We start from the raw sequence: 18,614 nt of genomic DNA, 5'->3' as shown, positions 1-18,614 counted from the left end.
ATGAGCGATTCCGACACCACCGCGCACGTGCCCGGCGACGACGCCGACATCGCGATCCGCGTCCGCGGCCTCGTGACGCGGTTCGGCGCGCAGACCGTGCACGACAACCTCGATCTGGACGTGCGCCGCGGCGAGATCCTAGGCGTCGTCGGCGGCTCCGGCACGGGCAAGTCGGTGCTGATGCGGGCGATCCTCGGGCTGCGGCCGCCGCAGGACGGCCGCATCGAAGTGCTCGGCGTCGACGCGCTGTCGCGCGATGCCGGCGACCGCGCCCACATCGAACGCAACACCGGCGTGCTGTTCCAGGACGGCGCGCTGTTCTCGTCGCTGACCGTCGGCGAGAACGTGCAGGTGCCGCTGAAGGAACACCACGCCGACCTGCGCGATTCGCTGCGCTACGAACTCGCGCTGCTCAAGGTGAAGCTGGCCGGCCTGCCCGCCGATGCGATCGACAAGCTGCCGGCGCAGTTGTCGGGCGGCATGCGCAAGCGCGCCGGCCTGGCCCGCGCGCTGGCGCTGGACCCGCCGCTGCTGTTCCTCGACGAGCCCACGGCGGGCCTCGATCCGATCGGCGCGGCCGCCTTCGACCGGCTGATCCGGACGCTGCAGGAAGCGCTGGGACTGACCGTGTTCCTGATCACACACGACCTCGACACCCTGTACGCTATCTGTGACCGCATCGCGGTGCTGGCGGACAAGCAGGTCGTCGCCGTGGCCCCCATCGCGGAGATCGAGCGCCTCGAGCATCCGTGGATCCAGGATTATTTCCACGGGCCGCGCGGCCGCGCCGCCCGCGACGCCAGGGCCGACGGCCCGGGAGCCAACTGAGCCATGGAAACCAGAGCCAACTACGTCCTCATCGGCGCGTTCACGATCATCGTGAGCCTGTGCCTGCTCGGCTTCGCGCTGTGGGCGGCGAAGTATTCGTCCGAGCGCAGCTGGAACGAGTTCGACGTCGTCTTCCGCGAGCCGGTGACCGGGCTGACCGAAGGCAGCAGCGTGCAGTACAACGGCATCGCCGTCGGCACCGTCGACAGCCTGATGCTGGCGCCGCAGGACCCGCGCCAGGTCATCGCGCGGCTGCGCATCCAGGCCAATGCGCCGGTCAAGACCGACACCCGCGCCCGGATGTCGATGACCAGCCTGACCGGCTCGCCGATCATCCAGTTGACCGGCGGGTCGCCCGACGCGCCGCCGCTGACGTCGGAAGACAGCGACCAGCCGCCGATCATCCTCACCGAGGCCTCGGCGCTGCAGAACATCTCCGACACCGCGAACCGCCTCGTCGAGCGGCTGGACCGCGTGCTCAGCGAAGAGAACGTCGAGCGGATCGCCGCGACCCTCGAGAACATCGAAGGCATGACCGGCGCGGTCGCCGGCCAACGCGAAGACATCGGCGCGATGATCGTCAACGCACGCGAGGCCAGCGAGCAGCTCGAGCAGACGCTGACGACGACCAACCGGGCGATGACCAGCTTCGACCGCGAGCTGGTGCAGAAGCTGCCCGGTCTCGTCGCGAACCTGGAAAGCACGCTGGCACGCATGGACTCCGCCGCCGGCGGCGCCGACACGATCCTCAACGAAAACCGCGCGGCCATCAGCAGCTTCGCCAACGACGGCCTGTCGCAGCTGGGCCCGACGCTCGGCGAGCTGCGTGCGCTGGTCCGCGACCTGCGCCGCATCAGCGACCGTCTCGACGCCAACCCGGCGCGTTACCTGCTGGGCCGCGACGCACCGAAGGAGTTCGAACCCGAATGACGTCCGTCCGTTCTCCCCACACGACCGCGGGTCCGTTGCGGCCCGCGCCTCGCCTCGCGGTCCTGGCGCTCGCCCTCACGCTGTCGGGCTGCTCCTCGCTGCTCGGCGGCGGCAGCGGCGATCGCGAGCGCTCGACGATCTACGCGCCCGACCCCCGCGTCGAGACCGACGCCGCCTGGCCGCGCGCCGACTGGCAGCTGACGATGAGCCCGCCGACCGCCGCGCGCATGATCGACAGCTTCCGCATCGCGGTGCGCCCGACGCCGTCGGAATTCCAGGTCTACGGCGGCGCCAGCTGGGCGAAGACGCCGACCGACATGCTGCAGGACAGCGTGCTGCGCGCGCTCGAGGATTCCGACCGCATCCCGGCCGTGGCCCGCCAGGGCGCCGGCATCACCGCCGACTACAAGCTGGTCATGGACCTGCGCCGGTTCGAGGCCGATTACGCGGGCAACCCGCTGCCGGCCGCGACGATCGAAGCCAACGTCAAGCTGATCCACAACATCGACCAGACCGTGGTCGGCTCGCGGACGTTCCTGGCCGCCACGCCGGCCAACGGCACCGACGTGCCGCAGGTCGTCGACGCGTTCACTGTCTCGCTGGGCACGATCACCCGGGAGATGGTCGGCTGGCTGCTCGAGTCCGGCAACGCGCACGAAACCAGCCACGGCGGCGCCGCGGCGGCGAACCCGACACGCGCCCGCTGAAGCCGCTCAGCCGAGGATCGTCCGGAACGTCAGATTGATCCGTGGCCCGACCGGTCGCGTCGTCTTCGGTACCGCATGGCGGTAATGCCGCTGGGTGTCGCCCGCCATCACCAGCAGGCTCCCCGCCGTCAGCGGCAGCGTCAGGCCGACACCGGGCCGCGTCCGGTGCTTGAACGCGAACCGGCGCGTCGCGCCCAGGCTCACCGACGCGATCACCGGCTGCGGCCCGAGCTCGGGCTCGTCGTCGCTGTGCCAGCCCATGCCGTCGCGTCCGTCGCGATACAGATTCGCGAGCACGCTGTTGAACCGCACGCCGGCCGCGTCCGACACCGCGTCGCGGAGCGCGGCAAGCGCGCCGGGCCACGGGTGCGGCTCGAAGCGCGCGCCCGAATAGGCGTACGCCATTCCCGGATCGCCGATCCAGCAACTCAGCCGCGGCGATGCGACCGAGCGCCCGAACAGGCGGATGTGGTGCTGGGTCCAGGGGATGGATGCCTCAAGCGTATGGAGCAGGGCGTCACTGCTCGCACCCTCCAGCCACGAATCGACCAGCCTCACCTCCGCTTGAGTCAGGAGCGTGGGAGCAGTACTCATGGCGCACTCCTCAGAAGCCGAAACATTCCATCGCTGCAGAACCGAAGCAGATGAGCCGTGCTATAACCCGGGCTCCACCGGAGCATCCCGATGCAGATCGAAGACATCAGCACGCTGCTACGCCGCGATAGCTCGGGAATCTACGCCTCATCCGGCGCCCGTGAGGTTTCGTATGCGTCGCACGGACATGCCGAGTGTTTCGGTGTGGAAGATCGTTCGTTCTGGTTCGTCCATCGAAACAATTGCATCTCCAGCGTTGTCAAGCATCACCCTCCCGAGCATGGCCCAATCTTGGACATCGGGGGCGGAAATGGTTACGTCGCCCAGCGCCTGGTCAGCGACGGGTGGGAAGTCGTCCTGCTGGAGCCCGGCATGGATGGCGCGCGGAATGCGCGACTCCACCGCAATCTGCAGCACGTCGTACGAGCCACAGTGGAAGACGCAGGGTTTCTGCCCGGGATTTTCGGTGCGATTGGCATGTTCGACGTCATCGAGCACATCGAGGACGACACCTCGTTTCTGGAGCGGATATCACCCCTTCTCAGGCCCAACGGTCGTCTTTATCTCACGGTGCCATGTCATCAGTGGCTCTGGTCGCAAGCTGACGTCGACGCGGGCCACTTCAGGCGGCACACCGCTTCGAGCCTGAAACAACTGCTCGACCCTCTGTTTTCGATCGACTACCTCAGCTTCTTCTTCCGACCGCTGGTGCTTCCGCAATATCTGCTGCGGGCATTGCCCTACCGGCTGCATCTGGGTCGCGAGCGAGCGGCTCTTTCGACGGAGTCGGAGCATGGATCGAATGGCGGCCTGGCTGTGGACGTGGTCAACCGACTCCTGAGAAACGAGGCCAGCCGTATCGCAGCGGGGGAGCGGATCGGGTTCGGCGCGAGTTGCCTCGTCGCCGCTACCAAGCGGTGACACGCTCCGTGCGAATCGCGGTCGCGTCGCTACCGGCAGCTAGTCTTTTACCGCGACCGAGAACGGCGCCCCGGTCGCATCCCGCAGCGCCTCTAGAGACATTCCGGCCGCCGACTCGATCAGCACCAACCCGTCCGCGGTGACATCGAAGACCGCCAGGTCGGTGATGATCCGGTCGACCACGCCGACGCCGGTCAGCGGCAGCGTACATGCAGGCAGGATCTTGTGGCTGCCGTCCTTCGCGACGTGCTCCATCAGCACGACGACGCGCTTGACGCCGGCGACGAGATCCATTGCACCGCCCATGCCCTTGACCATCTTGCCGGGCACCATCCAGTTCGCGAGGTCGCCCTGGTCGGTGACCTGCATCGCACCGAGGATCGCCAGGTCGATATGTCCGCCGCGGATCATCGCGAACGAATCGTGGCTGCCGAAGTAGCTCGCGCCCCTGCGCGCGGTGACGGTCTGCTTGCCGGCATTGATCAGGTCGGCGTCGACCTCGTCCTCGGTCGGGAACGGGCCGATGCCGAGCAGGCCGTTTTCCGACTGCAACCAGACATCGACCCCGTCGGGGATGTGGTTGGCCACCAGCGTCGGCAGGCCGATGCCGAGGTTTACGTAAGCGCCGTCGGTCAACTCGCGCGCCGCGCGCGCGGCCATCTCATCGCGGGTCCAGGCCATCAGTTCGCTCCTCCGGCGGTCACGGTGCGCTGCTCGATGCGCTTCTCGGGTGTCGCGTTGACGACGATGCGGTCCACGTAGATACCCGGCAGATGCACCCGGTCGGGATCGATGTCACCGATCTCGACCAGTTCCTCGACCTCGGCCACGCAGACCTTGCCTGCCATCGCACAGGCCGGGTTGAAGTTGCGCGCGGTCTTGCGGAACACGAGGTTGCCGGCCGTATCGGCCTTCCACGCCTTGACCAGCGCGACATCGGCGACCAGCGCGGTTTCCAGCACGTAATGCTTGCCGTCGAACTCGCGCGTCTCCTTGCCTTCCGCCACGATCGTGCCGTAGCCGGTCGCGGTGAAGAACGCCGGGATCCCCGCGCCGCCGGCGCGCAGGCGTTCGGCCAGCGTGCCCTGCGGGTTGAATTCCAGCTCCAGTTCGCCGCCGAGGTACTGGCGCTCGAACTCCTTGTTCTCGCCCACGTAGGACGAAATCATCTTGCGGATCTGCCGGGTCTCGAGAAGCTGGCCGAGGCCGAAGCCGTCGACGCCCGCATTGTTGGAGATCGCGGTGATGTCCTTGACACCCGAATCGCGCAAGGCTGCGATCAGCGCCTCGGGAATGCCGCACAGGCCGAAGCCGCCGACGGCGAAGGTCTGGCCGTCGGCGACGATGTCGGTGAGTGCGGTCTTGGCGCTGTCGAAGACCTTGCCCTGCCGGGCCTGATCGGCGGTGGAAGACGGGTCGTGCATCGGTCGGGCTCCGGTGACGTGGCCCGATAGTCTATCCGTTGCAGCGTCGGGTCTACCTCGGCGCGCCCTTCAGCGACGCGCCGCTGCCAACGTGGCGATGACCCGGGCCAGCCCGTCTTCCCACCTCGGCAAGACGATGTCGAACTCCTGGCGCAGTTGCGTGGTGTCCAGCCGCGAATAGGCCGGCCGGCGTGCCGGGGTCGGATAGTCCGCGGTTCCGATCGCGACGACCCGGGGCGTGTTCGCGATCAGCCCCGCCTCGGCCGTCTGCGCGAAAATCGCCTCGGCGAAGCCGTGCCACGACGTGTCACCTTCGGCGGTCAGGTGCCAGGTTCCCGATCGCCCGTCACCGGATTGAAGCGCCTGAACCGTGACATCGGCAATCAGTGCAGCCGGCGTGGGCGTGCCGATCTGGTCGGCGACCACACGCAGTTCGTCGCGCTCGGCGCCGACGCGCAACATCGTGCGCAGGAAATTCTGGCCGTGGGCGGCATAGACCCAAGCCGTTCGGAAGATCAGGTGGCGGCCACGCGCCGCGCGGATCGCGTCCTCGCCCGCCAGCTTGGTCGCGCCGTACACGCCAAGCGGCGCCGTCGGATCCGTTTCGCGATACGGGCGAGTGCCGGTGCCGTCGAACACGTAATCGGTGGAGTAATGCACCAGCGGCACTGCGTGCTCGGCGCACCACGCCGCGATGACGCCGGGCGCCTCCGCGTTCGCCAGCCGCGCTGCCTCGGCCTCCGTTTCCGCCTTGTCGACCGCGGTATAGGCGGCGGCATTGAGCACCACATGGGGTTGGATCCGGTCCAGCAAGGCCGGCAGCGCGTCCGGTTTCGCGAAATCGGCCTGCTCGCAGGCCCCGCCATCCGGCAGCTCGCCACTACGCGTCGTACCGACCACCGGACCGAGCGCTGCCGCCGCCCGCAGCAGCTCCTGGCCGACCTGCCCGTTCGCCCCGAACACCAGCACCGTCATGGGGCAAAGACCGGCAGGCGCGCCTCGGGCACGTCCGCCAGGAGAGGTGCGCTCGCATCCTTGTCCGACAGCACCGGCGCCTGGACGGGCCAGTCGATGCCCAGTGCAGGATCGTCCCATCGGATCCCCGCGTCGGCTTCTTTGACGTAGACATCCGTGCACAGATAGCTGAAGACCGCGCGCTCCGACAGCACGGCGAAGCCGTGCGCGAAGCCTTCGGGAATCCAGAGTTGTCGCTTCGTCCTGCTATCCAGGATGGTCGACGTCCACTGCCCGAAATGAGGCGAGCCGCGACGGATATCCACCGCCACATCGTAGACCTCGCCCTCGATCACGCTGACGAGCTTCCCTTGTGGACGTGGCCATTGGAAGTGCAGACCTCTCAGGACATCGCGTGATGACGACGACACATTGTGCTGCACGAACTGCGTGGGAAGCCCCTGATCCCCGAATCGCGCAGCATTCCAGGTCTCGAAGAAGAATCCGCGGGCGTCACCGAATACATCAGGTTCGATGATCACGCATCCCGGCAACGACGTGTTCCGCACTTTCATCCCACACCCCGCCGTGCCAGAGAGGCCAGGTACTGCCCGTAATCGTTCTTGAGCAGCGGTGCCGCCAGGGCGGTGAGCTGGTCCGCGTCGATCCAGCCCTGTCCGAATGCGATTTCCTCTGGACAACAGACCTGAAGGCCCTGACGCTTCTGGATGGTTTCGATGAAATTTGCAGCTTCGTGAAGCGATTGATGCGTGCCCGTGTCGAGCCACGCATAACCTCGACCCAACGCCTCAAGATGCAGCGCATCATTGGCGAGATAGATGCGATTGAGATCGGTGATCTCAAGCTCACCACGTGGAGATGGCTTCAGCGTGGCGGCATAGTCGCTGGCGTCTCCATCGTAGAAATACAGGCCGGTGACGGCATAGTTGGACCGTGGCTTCTCCGGCTTCTCCTCAATTGCCACCACCTTGCCGGAGGCATCGAAGTCTGCGACGCCATAACGCTCGGGATCCCTGACCCAGTACCCGAAGACGGTTGCGCCCCTGCTGCGCGCGTCGGCTCTCTTCAGCATCTCGATCAGGCCGTGGCCATGGAAGATGTTGTCGCCCAGCACCAGGCAGCTCGGCTTGCCACCGACGAAATCACGGCCGATCAAGTACGCCTGCGCCAATCCATCGGGACTGGGCTGCACGGCGTAGTGGATGTCCATGCCCCACTGCGACCCGTCGCCGATCAGGGCCTGAAACAGCGCCTGTTCGTGCGGCGTGTTGATGATGAGGACCTCGCGGATGCCCGCCAGCATCAGCACACTCAGCGGGTAGTAGATCATCGGCTTGTCGTACACCGGCAGCAGCTGCTTGCTGACGCCCTTGGTGATCGGATACAGCCGCGTGCCGGAGCCGCCAGCCAGGATGATGCCCTTGCGTTGTGTCATGCGTGCCTCGCGATGTGAGCAGAGATGCGCGGCCGTCAGGCCGAGGTGCCGATGCGTTCCAGACGGTAGCTGCCATCCAGGATGCGCTGCACCCAGTCCTGGTTGTCGAGGTACCAGTCGACGGTGGTCTCGATGCCGGATTCGAAGGTGTGCTCGGGCTTCCAGCCGAGTTCGCCCCGCAGTTTGGAGGCATCGATCGCATACCGGCGGTCATGGCCGGGGCGATCGGTGACGTAGGTGATCTGGCTCGCACGCGACTTGCCGTCCTCGCGTGGACGACGCGCATCCAGCAAGCGGCAGATCGTCTCGACCACTTCGATGTTCTGGCGCTCGGAGTCGCCGCCCACGTTGTAAGTCTCCCCGACGCGACCCTTCTCGAGTACGGTCCGGATCGCCGCGCAGTGGTCGGTCACGAACAGCCAGTCGCGCACCTGCTTGCCGTCGCCATAGACCGGCAGCGGCTCGCCGGCCAGCGCCTTGGCGATCACCAAGGGAATCAGCTTCTCGGGGAAGTGATACGGCCCGTAGTTGTTGGAGCAGTTGGTGGTGAGCACCGGCAGGCCGTACGTATGGTGGAACGCGCGCACCAGATGGTCGGAAGCGGCCTTGGACGCCGAATACGGAGAATTGGGGGCGTAAGGCGTGGTCTCGCTGAACTTGCCTGTCTCGCCAAGCGTGCCGTAGACCTCGTCGGTGGAGACATGCAGAAAGCGGAACGCGTCACGACGGGTCTCCGGCAGCACTTTCCAGTAATCGCGCACCGATTCGAGCAACGCCAGCGTGCCCACCACATTGGTTTGGATGAAGGCGCCTGGGCCGTCGATGGAGCGGTCGACGTGGCTCTCGGCCGCGAAATTCAGGATGGCATCGGGCTGGTGCTCGGTCAGCAGCCGGGCCACGAGATTCCGATCGCCAATGTCGCCGTGCACGAAGAGATGATCAGGATTGCTTTCCAGTGAGGTCAGCGGACGCCCAGGCGCACCGCCTCCAACACAAAGTTGCCGCCGATAAAGCCGGCGCCGCCGGTCACGAGCCAGGTTGGCACAATCACGTCTCCTCGAATTAGGTCGATCCGCCGCTGGGCAGACTCGGACAGGATATCGGGTCCAAGCCCGTGGATCGGCGCAATCTGAACAACTCTGGCCCGGGCCGACCAGAACGCACGTTCGCGAAGGAAGCCCGCCCCCGGTAGAATCGCGAACTCAATTCCGGGCCTGCGGTGGCAGCCGGGATATCCATCAGATACAGGAATTCCCGAACGATGAAGAGTCCGCATCCAGGTCAAGCCGGACGGGTCCGGCGTGGTCACCGATGGCGTCAAGCTGTCCGCCAATCCGTTCGACGAGATCGCGCTGGAAGAAGCGCTGCGGCTGCGCGACAAGGGCGTGGCGACCGAGGTGATCGTCGCGACGATCGCGCCCGCCGATGCCCAGGCGCATCTGCGCAACGGGCTGGCGATGGGGGCCAACCGCGCCATCCACGTGGTCTGCGACCAGCCGATCCAGCCGCTGACGGCCGCCCGCGCCCTGCTCAAGCTGGTCGAGAAAGAGCAGCCGGACGTCGTGATCCTCGGCAAACAGGCGATCGACGACGACGCCAACCAGACCGGCCAGATGCTGGCGACGCTGTGGGGCCGCCCGCAGGCCACGTTCGCCTCGAAGGTCGAGATCGCCGACGGCAAGGCCACGGTCACGCGCGAGGTCGACGCCGGCCTGGAAACGCTGGAAGTCGACCTGCCGGCCGTCGTCACGACCGACCTGCGCCTCAACGAGCCGCGTTTCATCAAGCTGCCCGACATCATGAAAGCGAAGAGCAAGCCGATGGAATCGATCCCGTTCGCCGACCTCGGCGTCGACTCGGCCGATACCCTCAAGACCACGCATTACGAAGCGCCGACCAAGCGCGGCAAGGGCGTCATGGTCAAGGACGCGGCCGAACTGGTCGCAGCCCTGAAGGCCAAGGGCCTGCTGTAACGCGTCCAGCCCCCTTTCCCGCAAGCGGGAGAGGGCCGAGGCGAGGGCGCGACGTTACGAACCGAAGCGCGACCCGCCCGATGTCATCCGGAGAACTGTCACCATGTCCAACGTCCTCGTCATCGCCGAACATCTCGACGGCGTCCTGAATGCCAGCGCCACCGCCAAAACGGTCGCCGCCGCGCAGGCCCTGTCACCCGCTTCCATCGACATCGCGGTCTTCGCCGCCGATCCGGCAGGTGCCGCGACCGAGGCCGCCACGATCACCGGCGTGTCGAAGGTCCTCGCGGTCGCCAATCCGGCCAATGCCCAGGCCCTCGCCCAGGTGCTCGGCCCGCAGATCGCCAAGCTCGCCGAGGGCTACAGCCACGTGTTCGCGCCTTCGACGACCTTCGGCAAGGACCTGATGCCGGTCGTCGCTGCGCTGCTGGGCGTGAACCAGGTGTCCGACCTGATGACGGTCGAGAGCAGCCATGTCTTCAAGCGCCCGATCTACGCCGGTAACGCGATCATCACTGTCGAAGCGCCGGCCGATCAGGTGGTGGTCGCCACCGTACGCACCGCGTCCTGGCAGGAAGCCGCGCGCGGGGGTAGCGCCACGGTCGAAACGGCTGCCGTAGAAGCGACTCTGCCGGGCCACACCCGTTTCGTCGGCCTCGCAGCGGGCAGCAGCGACCGTCCCGACCTGCAGAGCGCCAAGCGCGTCGTCTCCGGTGGCCGGGGCGTCGGTTCCGAAGAGAACTTCAAGATCATCTTCGAGTTCGCCGACAAGCTCGGCGCCGCCGTCGGCGCTTCGCGCGCCGCGGTCGACGCCGGCTACGTGCCCAACGAAATGCAGGTCGGCCAGACCGGCAAGATCATCGCACCCGAGCTCTACATCGCCATCGGCATCTCCGGTGCGATCCAGCACCTGACCGGCATCAAGGACGCGGGCACGATCGTCGCGATCAACAAGGATCCCGAGTCGGCGATCTTTGAGATTGCGGATATCGGACTGGTTGGCGACCTGTTCAAGGTGTTGCCGGAGCTGGAAGCGGCCCTGTAAAGGGAACGGCTGGTTTCGCGGCCAGTTTGGGGATTTGTGCAGTTGGACCAACAGATCATGAATTCAGAGCAAGCGGCTGCCCCTCTCCTCGTTTCGGTCGTGGTGCCGGTCTATCGCAGCGCAAAGACGATCGAGCGGCTTTTCGAACGTCTCACCACGGCCCTGGATGGAGCCGGAATGACCCACGAGATCATCTTCGTAGACGATTGCGGTGGAGACGAATCCTGGGACGTGATCCAGTCGATTGCCACCTCGTCGCCGCGCGTGCGCGGTATCAAACTAAGTCGGAACTTCGGTCAGCACGCCGCGACGCTATGCGGGATTTCCCGATCGCGGGGCGAATGGGTCGTCACGATTGATGATGACCTCGAGCAGCCGCCGGAATCCGTACCAGGCCTCATCATGAAAGGCGAGGAAGGTTTCGCACTGGTTTACGGCGTCTACGAATCGCGGACGCATGCCGCTTGGCGCAACGCGACCTCCGAAATCGGGCGCTCGTTGTTCAAGTTCGCTATTCCTTCGCTCAATCGCGAGTACACCTCGTTCCGTGCCATCCACAAGACCGCCGCCACGGCGCTCAGCCGGTTCCAGTCGCCCTTTACCTTCGTGGACGGCTATCTGTCCTGGATCACGACAAACTACGGCACGGTGGTTGTGCCACATAGCCAGCGCGGCGAGGGGCGCAGCAATTACAACCTGCGCAAGCTGGTAACGCACATGGTCAATATCTTCGTCACGTTCTCGGACTTGCCGTTGAGACTCGCCACATGGCTTGGGATCGGCGCCTCGGTGGGGGGCGGCATCTGGGGAGTGTTCATCCTCATCAGCCGACTCACGGGCGCCGTCAGCGTCAGCGGATATACCTCGCTGATGGCTGCCATCATGTTCTTCGGCGGTATCCAGTTGCTGATACTGGGAATCTTCGGAGAATACTTGGCGCGCATCAACTTCAGGACGGGCTCCATGCCGTTGTTCCTCATTGACAGGGAGTGCGGTCGTTGAAGCCCCTCCTCGTCATTGGCGCATCGTCCTTCGGACGTTTGATCCGCCTCCTGGCACGGGACGCAGGCTACGACTGTCTTGGGTTCCTTGACGATTTCAACGAAGGCGAAGCGATCGTCGGCACGCGCCATGCGCTCGGCACACGCTTCAAGCCGGAAAATGTCTGTCTCGCGCTGGCGATTGGCTACAGGCATCTCGATGCCCGGATCCAGCTCTATCGCGACGCGACTTCGCTTGGATTTTCGTTTCCGCCTCTTGTCCACCCGCGCGCGATCGTCAGTGCGGAGGCGACAATCGGCGACGGAAGCTTCCTGATGGCGGGCTGCAATGTGGACGCCTTCGCCAAGCTGGGCGCTGCATGCGTCCTCTGGCCCGGCGCGATTGTCAGCCACGACACGACAGTCGGGGAGAACACCTTCGTCAGCCCCAATGCCACGATCTGCGGCTTTGCGCACGTCGGCCATTCCAGTTTCATCGGCGCCGGCAGCGTCATCGTTGATGGCGCCTCACTGGATGCGCATGCCTTCGTCAAGGCCGGCACTCGTATTGGCAGGAGAGCGGCAAATGACCGATAAAAAAAGCATTGCGATCCTGCAGTCGAGCTACATCCCGTGGAAGGGCTATTTCGACATCATCCACGATGTTGACACGTTTATTTTCTACGATGACGTGCAATTCACCTATCAGGATTGGCGCTCGCGCAACCGGATCGTCACGCCCAACGGCCCACTTTGGCTGACCGTCCCGACGGGCAGCGACATCGACCGACTGATCCACGAAGTCGAAATCAAGGATGGGCGTTGGCAGGCCAAACATTGGCGCTCGATCCAGCAATCCTATGCCAGGGCACCTTGTTTTCCACTCTACAAGGACAGGCTCGAATCCGTTTACCTGGGTAGGACGTGGACCTCCCTTTCAGAGCTGAACCAGGAACTCATCAAGATGATTTCAAGGGACATCCTCGGGATCACCACAGAGTTCCGGGACTCGCGCGAGTACAACGCGACGGGGAAGAAGCTCGACCGCCTGGTCGACCTTGTCGTCAAGTCCGGCGCCAGCACGTACGTCTCGGGACCATCCGCTGCCAGCTATATCGATGCGGATCGTTTCGCCGCGATCGGCACGTCGCTTGTCTACAAGGATTACGGTGGTTATCCGGAATATCCCCAGAAGCACGCCCCGTTCCTGCATGACGTCAGCATTCTCGATCTTCTTTTCAACGTCGGAGACGCGGCGCAGGACTTCATCTGGGGCTGGCGTGACACGTCCCGCGCGCCTGCCGGCGTACAGGCCGCGCCTTGAGGCGCGCGTTGGAGCGCGCCTGACGTCACGACCGTACGCAGTTCAGCGTGATTCGCGACCCGCATCCACTTCAGGTGTCTAGACATGCATGCAGCACTTCCCTGGCTGATGGTGGCCGCAACCGTCGTGCTGACCACGTACGGCCAGATCGTCCTTAAATGGCAGGTCATGACTGCCGCCGCGCCTCCGTTTCAGGCCATGAATGGTTGGCCGCCGCTGCTTTTGTTGCTTTTCCGACCGTGGGTCATTTCAGCGCTGGCATCCGCTTTTCTCGCGTCGCTGTGCTGGATGGTGGCCATGTCCCGCCTCGAGCTGAGCCGCGCGTATCCCTTCATGGCGCTCAACTTCCTTCTGGTCGGTATCATCGCGATTCCGCTGTTCGGGGAGGCTATTACCCGCCACAAGATCATCGGCATCTTCCTGGTGATCGCGGGGCTGATCGTGATCAGCAGCGAGTAACGCCGTACCACCGGGCCGTTGCGTTGCAACCTGGCCCGTGACCTCCCGACCCATTCCGCGATTTAGGTATCCCAGTGAAAACAACGAAACTGATGGTGGTGTTCGGCACCCGCCCGGAAGCAATCAAGATGGCGCCCGTCGTCGCGGCGCTCAAAGCCACCCCCGGTTTCGAAACCATCGTCGCGGTCACCGCGCAGCACCGCCATATGCTGGACCAGGTCCTCGACCTCTTCGGCATCGTCCCGGACGAAGATCTCGACGTGATGCAGCCGGGCCAGACGCTGCCCGATCTTTTCAGCAGGATCCTCCTCGGCATGTCGCAGGTGATCGCGCGTCGCCAGCCGGATCTCGTGCTCGTGCATGGTGATACGAGCACGCCGCTCGCCACCGCGCTGGCGGCGTTCTACGCCAGGACACCGGTCGCACATGTCGAGGCAGGCCTGCGCACGGGCGATATCTTCGCGCCCTGGCCCGAGGAGGCGAACCGCAAGCTCGTCGCCCCGCTCGCCAGCTTCCACTTCGCACCGACGTCCATGGCGGCAGCCAATCTGCACGCCGAAGGCACGACTCCCGACACGGTGCACATCACCGGCAACACCGTGATCGATGCGCTGCTGGACGTGACGGCCAAAATCCGCGATGACGCAGCGCTGGCCGCGACACTTGCGAACGCGTTTCCATTTCTCGACCCGGACAAACGACTGATCCTGGTCACCGGACACAGGCGTGAGAATTTCGGCGACGGATTCGAGCAGATCTGCCGCGCACTTGCCGATCTTGCCGATCGCGGCGACACCCAGGTGGTTTATCCCGTCCATCTCAATCCCAATGTCCAGGAGCCTGTGAACCGGATCCTCTCGGGACACCAGGGCATCCACCTGATCGAGCCCCAGGACTACCTCCCATTCGTCTATCTGATGTCCCGTGCGCACCTGATCCTCACCGATTCAGGGGGTATCCAGGAAGAGGCTCCGTCCCTTGGCAAGCCTGTCCTCGTGATGCGCGACACCACCGAACGACCGGAAGCAGTTGAAGCAGGCACGGTAGTGCTCGTCGGCACCTCGCATGCGCGGATCGTCGCCGAGGCCACGCGTCTCCTCGATCAGCCCGAGGCCTATGCCGCGATGTCCCGCGCGCACAACCCGTACGGTGACGGACACGCCGCCGCCCGCATCGCCGGAATCCTCGCGGCGGCGCAGCTCGCCCGATCCGACGAATCCGCTTCGCGCCTCTGACCGCGCGCAGGCCGACGGCGGGCAGGAACGCCCTGTCGTTAGCCGATCGCGCCGGGCATCCGCCCGAATCGGGATCCGGCACCTGTCACCCGCTCGACACGATCGGCCTCGTCCCACGCACCTGGAATCCACGCATGCGCATCCCCTTCAACAAGCCCTACGTCGGTCCCAACGCCCTGGAATACATCCGCACCGCGTTGGAGAGCGGCCATCTATCGGGCGATGGCCCCTACACCAAGAAATGCCACCTCTGGCTGGAACAGTCGACCGGCTGCCGGAAGGCGCTGCTGACTCATTCCTGCACCGGCGCACTGGAGATGGCGGCGATGCTGCTCGACCTGGCCCCCGGGGACGAGGTGATCATGCCCTCCTTCACCTTCGTATCGACCGCCAACGCCTTCGTGCTCCGAGGTGCGGTTCCGGTCTTCGTCGACATCAGGCCGGACACGCTCAACATCGACGAGACCTTGATCGAAGCCGCGATCACGTCGCGTACCCGGGCGATCTGTGTGGTCCATTACGCCGGCGTTGCCTGTGAGATGGACGCCATCATGGCGATTGCCGAACGCCACGGACTCGCCGTGGTCGAGGACGCGGCACAGGGCGTGAATGCCGCCTACAAGGGCAAGCCGCTGGGCAGCATCGGGCATCTCGGCGCGCTGAGCTTTCATGAGACCAAGAACGTGATCTCGGGAGAAGGCGGCGCTCTGCTGGTCAATCGGCCCGATCTGGTCGAACGCGCCGAGATCATCCGTGAGAAGGGCACCGACCGGAGCAAGTTCTTCCGCGGCCAAGTCGACAAGTACACCTGGGTCGACATCGGCTCTTCGTTCCTGCCCGGCGAGGTCGTCGCAGCGCTGCTCTATTCGCAGCTGGAGGAGATCGAGGCGATCACGGCGCGCCGGCTCGCCAGCTGGCAACGTTTCGATGACGCTCTGGCGCCATTCGACAGTGCGGGCAGGTTGCGTCGTCCGACCATCCCGGCGCACTGCACGCACAACGCGCACATGTACTACCTGCTCCTGCCGTCCGAGGCGTCGAGGGATGCGCTCATCGCGTCCATGAAAGCGCAGGGAGTGGCAAGCGTCTTCCATTACATCCCACTGCATTCTTCTCCGGCCGGCACACGTTATGGACGCAGCCACGGAGGAATGGAAGTCACGGATGCCACCAGCAGGCAGCTGGTGCGTCTACCTCTGTGGCCTGGTCTCGATCTGGCCAACGAGTTGGATAGCGTGATCGCGGCTTGCCACAACGCACTCGCCGACCCCTCATGTTGACGCGTCCTGCCGCGTGGCCCGCGAGGGCCGTGCCGTGGGCCACCTCCGCGTCAGCGGCGTTGATGCGGCTTGGTGTCAGCGCAGCCGCCGTATTCCTGATCCTGGGCGTCGTACTGGGCACGCGCCGGACCGTCTTGGAACTGACGGCGCAGGCGGGCGCGCAGTTCAGCACCCTCATTGGTGCACTGCAGGGATTGGCGGCCATCCTGGTGGCCGCCTTGTGCCTGGCCTTCGCCTGGTGGCTGGGCACTCGACGTACGCCCGTGAAGCCAGCCGCGTTCCTCGGCCTGCTGGTACTCGCGACACTCGTGGCGCGGGCGCTGTTGATCGGCATGGTCGAGCCTGCCTGGAGTACCGATTATCTGCGCTACTGGCAGCGTGCCGTCGAGATGGCAGCACAGGATCAGCTGCGCGTCCCGGGAATCTACCATCAGCGGGCATTGCTGGTGCCCTATCCCATCGTCGAGCTGTTCGGTCCCGATGCGACGACCGCGCTGAAGTGGGGAAACGTCCTGATGCTGCTGGTCACGCAGCTCATCGCGTACGACGTCATGCGCCTTGTCCGCAATCATCAAGCTGCGCAGTCGACCTCGATCCTAATGCTCGCGTTGCCGATGGTGGCCTATTCCGCCCTGATTCCCAGCCACGATCTCTGGGGCCTGGTGCTCTTCAGCATCGCCGCGTGGTCGGCAACCCGCGTCCTCCATCTTCGCTTAGGTGCTCTGCGACTGCCTCTGTTTGGTGCGCTGACGCTGCTCTGCGCCGTGTCCGCCTATTGCCTCGAACTGCAGCGCAGCATCGGCACGCTTTATGCGCTGGTCCTGCTGATCGCCGCGATCGCGTTCTTCTTCCTCTGCAAATACAGCGGCGAAACGTATCACTCGGCATCACCGCATGGCGCGCGCGACCTTGTCATCGTCGCCGGCGTATGCCTCCTATTGCAGTTTGCGCTGGCTGAGGCTGGAACACGCTCCGGTCTCCATGCCACGGCCCAACCGGCCCAGTCATCGCAGCTTTCCATGAAGCTTGCGGCGCACGCCGGCTCCATGGGGACGGCCCAGAGCGCGTGGTACGCGAGGTTTCGCGACCGGTTTCCTACCTACGAGAGCGCGAGCGCAGAGGACGCCAGCGACTTTTCCCGATCCGTCGCATTGTCGACCTGGGTCATCCAGCCGGAGGGCAAACTCGAGAGCATGTTCAGCCATGCCGGCCGGCTCTTCGATCTCGGCTATCCGAATGATTGGGACACAGTCCTGCGGCGTCCGGAAGGTATGAGCACAGCCACCCGCGGCGCGTTGCTTTTTCACATCAGCGTGTTCGGAACCATGTTCGGTTTCGCACTGATCTACGCATTGCTTCGCCTGGCAGGCGCCAGGACGGCGCCGCCGTTCCCGATCCTTCTCGGCATGCTGTTTGTCTGCGCCCTGTCGCTGATGCTGCTTGCGGCATTCGAGAACAAGCCTTCCAACCTCTTCCCGGCGTGGCTGGTTTACTGCTGGATCATCGCCTGGGCATTCTCGGCACCGACAATGCCGGGCGCCGATAGCCCTGTGAGCGCGACGGGATGGCGCATCCTGCGATCGCTGGCCGCAGGCGCTTTGGTGCTGTGCGTCGCCGGACTGCTCGTCTGGGCGCTGCCAAAGCTCGCCTATGACGAGGACAGGGGGCTTGTCATAGACGGCTGGGACATGCAAATCGCACAGAAATCGACGCCGCCGAATGCCTGGGAGCAGACGCTTCTTTCCGCCCAGACACAGGCGTTCCTGCCCCAGCATTACGTGGACGACCGCCGGAGCTTCGTGCTCCGTGGCGCCGATCAGGACGGCGCACGGATCCACGAGCGTGCCGACAGGCTCTACACCGCACTGCAGCTCGCTGCGCCCATCTCCAAAGGAGATCGCATTTCGATCGAACGTGCCCTCTGTGACGTCGAGACGCGTAACGGGATCGAGTTCTTCCTGTTTGCGCCCTACCAGCGCGTCGGCGTGCGCGAAGCGTTCACCGTGACCCTGTCTGTCGACGGTCAGGCCCTCAGGCGCGTCCCGATTCCTTACCGCAATCGCCGCGACACGATGCAGCGCATCCGCGTGGACAACGCGATTGCAAGCGGGATGTCGGGCGACTGCCACACCATGTCGATCACGCTCGAATCCAACGTGACCAGAACGGCAATGTCTTGGCAGCGTGCGTCGTACATCGAGATCTGGTTCCCGAGGCGCGTGCACGCTTCCAAGTAAACGCACGCCGGATCGGTGACAGCGCCCCCCCATCCACCGTCGGGGGCTAGCCTGTGCCGCGGACTTCAGCTGGGCTCGGCGCGAGGCGTCCCCGCACTTTCGCTCCGCTGTTGGACGCCAGACCCGGCGCCAACTGACCTGACGACGGCGAGGCGTCGACAGACACCGCCAGACGGGGCGTCGACCCCTGCTTACGCCCCGATCCACGGACGGGACACGCGCCCGCAGGAACTGGCGGGGGCCCCGCCGCCTGATCCTCTACAGAGC

At 65.1% G+C, this 18,614-nt stretch carries 19 protein-coding genes and 1 pseudogene; 13 read left to right on the top strand and 7 right to left on the bottom strand.

Translation table 11 applies throughout. From position 1 onward, the window contains the following. The 3 genes from CJ022_RS05480 to CJ022_RS05470 are packed head-to-tail and all read left to right on the top strand — an operon-like array spanning position 1 to position 2,465. Entirely contained in the window at positions 1–828 is an 828-nt protein-coding gene (locus CJ022_RS05480) for an ABC transporter ATP-binding protein (RefSeq protein ID WP_101925666.1), read from the top strand. Positions 829–831: 3 nt separating this feature from the next. After that, positions 832–1,758 carry an MlaD family protein gene (locus CJ022_RS05475; RefSeq protein WP_101925665.1) on the top strand — a complete coding sequence of 309 codons (927 nt, stop codon included), beginning with the start codon at positions 832–834 and terminating at the stop codon, positions 1,756–1,758. Beyond that, a complete protein-coding gene (locus CJ022_RS05470; protein ID WP_101925664.1) occupies positions 1,755–2,465 on the top strand; it encodes an ABC-type transport auxiliary lipoprotein family protein in 711 nt (236 codons plus the stop codon). Before CJ022_RS05475 ends, CJ022_RS05470 begins: the two co-directional genes overlap by 4 nt. Before the next feature lie 6 nt (positions 2,466–2,471). On the opposite strand, the gene CJ022_RS05465 is transcribed toward CJ022_RS05470, so the two are convergent. Next, the gene (locus tag CJ022_RS05465; protein ID WP_101925663.1) at positions 2,472–3,059 is read right to left on the bottom strand and encodes an alpha-ketoglutarate-dependent dioxygenase AlkB family protein; all 588 of its coding nucleotides are present in this window, start codon (positions 3,057–3,059) and stop codon (positions 2,472–2,474) included. A gap of 90 nt (positions 3,060–3,149) precedes the next feature. Between CJ022_RS05465 and CJ022_RS05460 the strand changes: the two genes are divergently transcribed. Next, positions 3,150–3,980 (top strand): class I SAM-dependent methyltransferase, encoded by an 831-nt coding sequence (locus tag CJ022_RS05460; protein WP_101925662.1) that lies wholly within the window; start codon positions 3,150–3,152, stop codon positions 3,978–3,980. 39 nt (positions 3,981–4,019) lie between these two features. Here the strand turns inward: CJ022_RS05460 and CJ022_RS05455 are convergent, their stop codons facing one another. The 6 genes and pseudogenes from CJ022_RS05455 to rfbB form a co-directional block, all read right to left on the bottom strand. Beyond that, positions 4,020–4,661 carry a CoA transferase subunit B gene (locus tag CJ022_RS05455; protein WP_101925661.1) on the bottom strand — a complete coding sequence of 214 codons (642 nt, stop codon included), beginning with the start codon at positions 4,659–4,661 and terminating at the stop codon, positions 4,020–4,022. Next, positions 4,661–5,404 carry a CoA transferase subunit A gene (locus tag CJ022_RS05450; protein ID WP_101925660.1) on the bottom strand — a complete coding sequence of 248 codons (744 nt, stop codon included), beginning with the start codon at positions 5,402–5,404 and terminating at the stop codon, positions 4,661–4,663. Before CJ022_RS05450 ends, CJ022_RS05455 begins: the two co-directional genes overlap by 1 nt. A gap of 69 nt (positions 5,405–5,473) precedes the next feature. Continuing rightward, positions 5,474–6,379: a dTDP-4-dehydrorhamnose reductase gene (rfbD, locus tag CJ022_RS05445; protein WP_101925659.1), complete on the bottom strand. Its 906-nt coding sequence runs from the start codon at positions 6,377–6,379 to the stop codon at positions 5,474–5,476. Then, positions 6,376–6,933 (bottom strand): dTDP-4-dehydrorhamnose 3,5-epimerase, encoded by a 558-nt coding sequence (gene rfbC / locus CJ022_RS05440; RefSeq protein ID WP_101925658.1) that lies wholly within the window; start codon positions 6,931–6,933, stop codon positions 6,376–6,378. The genes rfbD and rfbC overlap by 4 nt, the downstream gene beginning before the upstream one ends. Further along, positions 6,930–7,814, bottom strand: coding sequence for a glucose-1-phosphate thymidylyltransferase RfbA (gene rfbA / locus CJ022_RS05435; protein WP_101925657.1), 885 nt, complete (start codon positions 7,812–7,814; stop codon positions 6,930–6,932). The genes rfbC and rfbA overlap by 4 nt, the downstream gene beginning before the upstream one ends. Positions 7,815–7,849: 35 nt before the next feature. Further along, positions 7,850–8,859, bottom strand: a pseudogene (gene rfbB / locus CJ022_RS05430) (dTDP-glucose 4,6-dehydratase). Positions 8,860–9,088: 229 nt separating this feature from the next. Between rfbB and CJ022_RS05425 the strand changes: the two are divergent. From CJ022_RS05425 to CJ022_RS05385, 9 genes are all read left to right on the top strand, one after another. Further along, positions 9,089–9,787 (top strand): electron transfer flavoprotein subunit beta/FixA family protein, encoded by a 699-nt coding sequence (locus CJ022_RS05425; protein WP_101925656.1) that lies wholly within the window; start codon positions 9,089–9,091, stop codon positions 9,785–9,787. Between the two features lie 103 nt (positions 9,788–9,890). Next, positions 9,891–10,832: an electron transfer flavoprotein subunit alpha/FixB family protein gene (locus CJ022_RS05420; RefSeq protein ID WP_101925655.1), complete on the top strand. Its 942-nt coding sequence runs from the start codon at positions 9,891–9,893 to the stop codon at positions 10,830–10,832. A 42-nt stretch (positions 10,833–10,874) separates the two neighbouring features. Continuing rightward, the gene (locus CJ022_RS05415) at positions 10,875–11,834 is read left to right on the top strand and encodes a glycosyltransferase family 2 protein (protein ID WP_143703895.1); all 960 of its coding nucleotides are present in this window, start codon (positions 10,875–10,877) and stop codon (positions 11,832–11,834) included. Beyond that, positions 11,831–12,409 carry a PglD-related sugar-binding protein gene (locus tag CJ022_RS05410; RefSeq protein ID WP_143703894.1) on the top strand — a complete coding sequence of 193 codons (579 nt, stop codon included), beginning with the start codon at positions 11,831–11,833 and terminating at the stop codon, positions 12,407–12,409. Before CJ022_RS05415 ends, CJ022_RS05410 begins: the two co-directional genes overlap by 4 nt. Beyond that, entirely contained in the window at positions 12,399–13,136 is a 738-nt protein-coding gene (locus tag CJ022_RS05405; protein WP_101925652.1) for a WbqC family protein, read from the top strand. The genes CJ022_RS05410 and CJ022_RS05405 overlap by 11 nt, the downstream gene beginning before the upstream one ends. Before the next feature lie 84 nt (positions 13,137–13,220). Beyond that, a complete protein-coding gene (locus tag CJ022_RS05400; RefSeq protein WP_101925651.1) occupies positions 13,221–13,595 on the top strand; it encodes an EamA family transporter in 375 nt (124 codons plus the stop codon). A 74-nt stretch (positions 13,596–13,669) separates the two neighbouring features. Then, entirely contained in the window at positions 13,670–14,830 is a 1,161-nt protein-coding gene (gene wecB, locus CJ022_RS05395) for a non-hydrolyzing UDP-N-acetylglucosamine 2-epimerase (RefSeq protein ID WP_343125127.1), read from the top strand. A 134-nt stretch (positions 14,831–14,964) separates the two neighbouring features. Next, entirely contained in the window at positions 14,965–16,110 is a 1,146-nt protein-coding gene (gene rffA, locus CJ022_RS05390) for a dTDP-4-amino-4,6-dideoxygalactose transaminase (protein WP_101925649.1), read from the top strand. 29 nt (positions 16,111–16,139) lie between these two features. After that, positions 16,140–18,347, top strand: coding sequence for a hypothetical protein (locus CJ022_RS05385; protein WP_143703893.1), 2,208 nt, complete (start codon positions 16,140–16,142; stop codon positions 18,345–18,347). Positions 18,348–18,614: the final 267 nt, after the last annotated feature.

Origin of the sequence: Luteimonas rhizosphaerae, assembly GCF_002849595.1 — a bacterium.
Classification (GTDB): Bacteria; Pseudomonadota; Gammaproteobacteria; order Xanthomonadales; family Xanthomonadaceae; genus Luteimonas; species Luteimonas cellulosilyticus.
Note: the sequence above shows the minus strand (reverse complement) of the source record. Positions and strands in the feature narration are given on the sequence as shown.